This window comes from Candidatus Sodalis sp. SoCistrobi, assembly GCF_900143145.1.
GTDB lineage: Bacteria > Pseudomonadota > Gammaproteobacteria > Enterobacterales > Enterobacteriaceae > SoCistrobi.
The window spans coordinates 1-3,628 of the sequence record NZ_FRDB01000263.1; the positions used below are offsets into that span (position 1 = coordinate 1).

The window sequence follows — 3,628 nt, forward strand, 5'->3', positions numbered from 1 at the left end:
CATGTGCGGAGAGTTTCAACGGAAACCACAATATCGTGGCGTTCTCTCAGCTTTTCAGCCGCCAGTGTCGGGCCGAAATCACTGTAATTTTCATGCAATAGCGCCAATACGCGCAGTTTAAAGGATTCAGGCAAGCAGTGATTGCCCTGATTTCCCCTGTGACCATGAGCCAGTCCTGCTGCCCCTGACTCGCGATAGCGGTTGACGAGCCGTTGTATCTGCCGCTCGGTCAACCCCAGTTGTGCCGATGCGTCACGCCGCCTGAGCCGTTTTTGACAAACAGCCTGAATGACATTAACACGGCTTAATTCTTTATCTGACATAGTCACCAACATCCGAATGTCCTTGTTGCAGCAAAAGGGTTTTATCCTTTATGACGCAAAAAGTGACATTTCTAAATGGTTAAAAAGTGACATTATAATATTGGTGCTACAATGCGCGGGCGGTTAATATTTAATATGTTAAATAAAACTTCATAATCTTCTTGTAACGACCGACCGGTTAGAATATACCTGATGAAATCTACCGATTTGCGCCATATATTGAAGTGATACACACTTTGATCGCCAGCTATCATTCTTCCGGCCAGGCTGGCGGAAATAGCCATATTCACCTTCCCTGATGATGTATGTGCTGCAGTCCTCATAGACAGTTCCTTCTATCATTTTTCGAGTCTTGAACGCGCTACCGTGCAGGGGATAATCCATTGACAATGAGGTCAAGCAGATAATTCCCCTGTGACGATGCAAAAGAGGTTTAGCTTATTCTACGGTTTATCACAGCTCATGATTTTACCGTTTTTTCATCGCATTGATAGTCAATTTCCAGAACCATACGCAACAGTGCCGCAACCGGTTCAAACAGGGTTTCAGGTATTCTGTCGCCGCAGCCGACATGCTGGAAAAGCGCCCGAGCGAGGGGAACATTTTCCACAACCGGCACGGCGGCGCGTTGCGCCAGGTCAACAATTTGGCCTGCACGTGCCGCCATGCCTTTGTCCAGCACCTGCGGCACCGGCATATCGTGCGGATGATACCCCAGGCAAATCGCAATATGGGTCGGATTACGTATCACGACGGCCGACTTTTTAACATTGTGCGCCAGACTGCCGCTTTGGATCTCATGCTGCATTTCCTGCCGGCGTTGTTTCATGTAGGGATCGCCTTCTGCATCCTTATATTCTTGTTTGACTTCTTCCTTACTCATTCTTTGCTGTTTCAGGGTGTTATGGGCCTGAAAAGCGTAATCGAGTATGCCGAGGACAATATAAAAGCCGATTAAGCCAAACCACATCCAGCGGATGAAAGTGGTAAACAGCGGCAATGCGCAGTGGCTATTGCAAAAGGGTAGCGCCTGAAACGTCGGCGCATAATAATAAAACAGGCCGGCAAAAATCAGCGTCAACACCACGACCTTGCCGGCGGATTTACACAATTCCACCAGGCTATGCAGTGAAAAAATCTGTTTGAGATTACTGACCGGATTAATGCGCCGGCCTTTAAAGCCCACGGCCTTGCTGGCCAGGAGGAACCCTATCTGCAGCACTACGCTGCCAACGGTGGCTAGCGCTAGCATACCGCCAAATAGCGCAAACAACAATCCGGCCGACGACAGCACAACATGCAACAGCTGATTTAAGGCAAACTGGAAAGGACGATTTATCAGGTTTATCGACAGGACTATCAGCGTCGATACCCGACTCAGCACCGCCTCGGCAAACAAGTGCCAGAAAAGAAATATCGCCGCCAGTTGCACGCCGGAGGTGATTTCATTGCTTTTGATCACCTGCCCTTCTTTACGGCGGTCGCGTCGGCGCTTCTCGGTCGGCTTTTCGGTTTTTTCACCCATGCCGGAGCCACGCTTTGGTTAATGCCTGGTACAGCGTTTGTGTCTCCTGCAGGTAGTGATGGAAGGCATAAGGTAATGACAGGAGCAGGAGCAAAAGCGCCAATGCGCTTTTAATCGGCATGGAGAGAAAGAATACGTTTAACTGTCGGGCGGAACGGTTGATTAAACCCAGCGCCAAATCCGCCAATATCATACTGAGCACCGCCGGCAGCGAAAAACTCAGGCACAAACGATAAAGGAGCTGCCATTGGGTGAGAATGAAATCAAACAGCTTGCGGTCCAGTACCAGCGTGGCGCCCGGCGGAAAGGCGCGATAAGAATCGTAGAGCGCGCTGAGCAGCAGATTGATGCCGCCCCCGAGAAAGAACAGTGCGCACAGGAATTGGCTGAATAACAGGCCAAACAGCGAAGTTTGCATCGCCATCGCCGGATTGTAAACCGATCCCATTGTGGCGCCGCGCAGCGTATCGATAAGAAACCCGGCCATATCCACCGCCCAAAACGGAATGGCGGCGCAAAACCCGAGGATGACGCCGATAAGCAATTCTCCCGGCACGCGCTGCAGCCAACCCCAACCGCGAAGCTGCGCCGCCTGGTCATACACCAGCGGCAGCATGGGGATAACCAGCGCCAATAATACGCCGTTTCTTATCAAGGCGCTGCCGAGGCTGCGGCTATTAAGCAGTGGGAACAGCAATGTCAAGCCAAGGGGACGAATCAGCGCGAACGCCACCGTCACCAACCCATCCGTAAGCGCTGTCATCCGCCGCGCATCCCTATTTGCAGCAACACCTGCCGGGTATAGCCCAGCAAAATCCCTCCCAGCCAGGGGTAGCTGGCCATGAGCGTTATCGCTACCGCCAGCAGCTTTATCATGAATTGCAGCGTCTGATCTTGAATTTGCGTTAACGCCTGAAACAAGCTCACCAGGATGCCCACGGCAGACGCCACCAGCACCACCGGTAAGGAGGTGATAAGCACAATCCACATCAATTGTGTTACCAAATGGGTCAGGGCGGCGTCGTTCATGAAAAGCTCTGCACCAGTTGCGACAGGATCAAATCCCATCCCCCCGCCAGCATAAAAATCAGCAGTTTAAACGGCAGTGAGATCGTCATCGGCGAGACCATCATCATCCCCATCGCCAATAATACATTGGATACCAGCAGATCGATGGCCAGAAAGGGGAGGTAAATTAACAGGCCGATACGGAAAGCCTGGCTGAGCTGACTTACGGTAAACGCCGGCAGCAGGATAAGGAGCGAGTCCGGCCTGACCCGACGGCGCGCCTCTTCCGGCCAGGTTTTGGTCACCAGCTGATGAAAATAGCGGATCTCTTTTTCCTCCGCATTGCGGCGTAAAAATTGGCGGTAGGGCGTGAGCGCTTTACCGTCCCAACCGCTGGCCCAGGGGGGGTCACCGGGCGCGGCCACCGGATGCCACTGCGCTTTGACCGCCAATGCCGTCGGGGCCATGATGAACAGCGACAGTATGAGCGCCAGACCGTATAGTGAATAACCCCGAGTTTATTAGAGAGTAATTTTGGCAATACTACGCCGCTTCCTCTGATGCTAATTGCAAAGCGTAATAGTTCATTTCGGCTTCAGTAGGAGGGATGTAACCCAGCCGCCCGAGCAGCCTTCTGTTGTTGTACCAGTCCACCCAGTCCAGCGTGGCCAACTCCACTTCCGTCCGGTTTTTCCAGCTCCCGCGGTGGATAACCTCCGTTTTGTACAACCCGTTGATACTCTCTGCCATCGCATTATCGTAGGAGTCGCCG

The 3,628-nt window shown here is 52.3% G+C and carries 6 protein-coding genes and 1 pseudogene; all 7 read right to left on the reverse strand.

What is annotated here, in order from left to right; genetic code table 11:
* Positions 1–323 (reverse strand): helix-turn-helix domain-containing protein (locus CINSTRO3249_RS14060; RefSeq protein ID WP_254304374.1); only part of this gene is annotated, 323 nt, incomplete at its 3' end.
* Positions 324–415: 92 nt separating this feature from the next.
* Positions 416–646: a hypothetical protein gene (locus CINSTRO3249_RS17315; RefSeq protein WP_174249799.1), complete on the reverse strand. Its 231-nt coding sequence runs from the start codon at positions 644–646 to the stop codon at positions 416–418.
* A gap of 137 nt (positions 647–783) precedes the next feature.
* Positions 784–1,848, reverse strand: coding sequence for an EscU/YscU/HrcU family type III secretion system export apparatus switch protein (locus tag CINSTRO3249_RS14065; protein WP_074013724.1), 1,065 nt, complete (start codon positions 1,846–1,848; stop codon positions 784–786).
* A complete protein-coding gene (locus tag CINSTRO3249_RS14070) occupies positions 1,841–2,611 on the reverse strand; it encodes an EscT/YscT/HrcT family type III secretion system export apparatus protein (protein WP_074013725.1) in 771 nt (256 codons plus the stop codon). The genes CINSTRO3249_RS14065 and CINSTRO3249_RS14070 overlap by 8 nt, the downstream gene beginning before the upstream one ends.
* A complete protein-coding gene (locus tag CINSTRO3249_RS14075) occupies positions 2,608–2,877 on the reverse strand; it encodes an EscS/YscS/HrcS family type III secretion system export apparatus protein (protein WP_011411135.1) in 270 nt (89 codons plus the stop codon). The genes CINSTRO3249_RS14070 and CINSTRO3249_RS14075 overlap by 4 nt, the downstream gene beginning before the upstream one ends.
* Positions 2,874–3,362, reverse strand: a pseudogene (locus tag CINSTRO3249_RS14080) (EscR/YscR/HrcR family type III secretion system export apparatus protein); the annotation flags it as partial. The pseudogene CINSTRO3249_RS14080 and the gene CINSTRO3249_RS14075, both read right to left, overlap by 4 nt.
* A gap of 37 nt (positions 3,363–3,399) precedes the next feature.
* On the reverse strand, positions 3,400–3,628 hold a 229-nt coding region (locus tag CINSTRO3249_RS14085), incomplete at its 5' end, for an integrase core domain-containing protein (protein WP_143146879.1).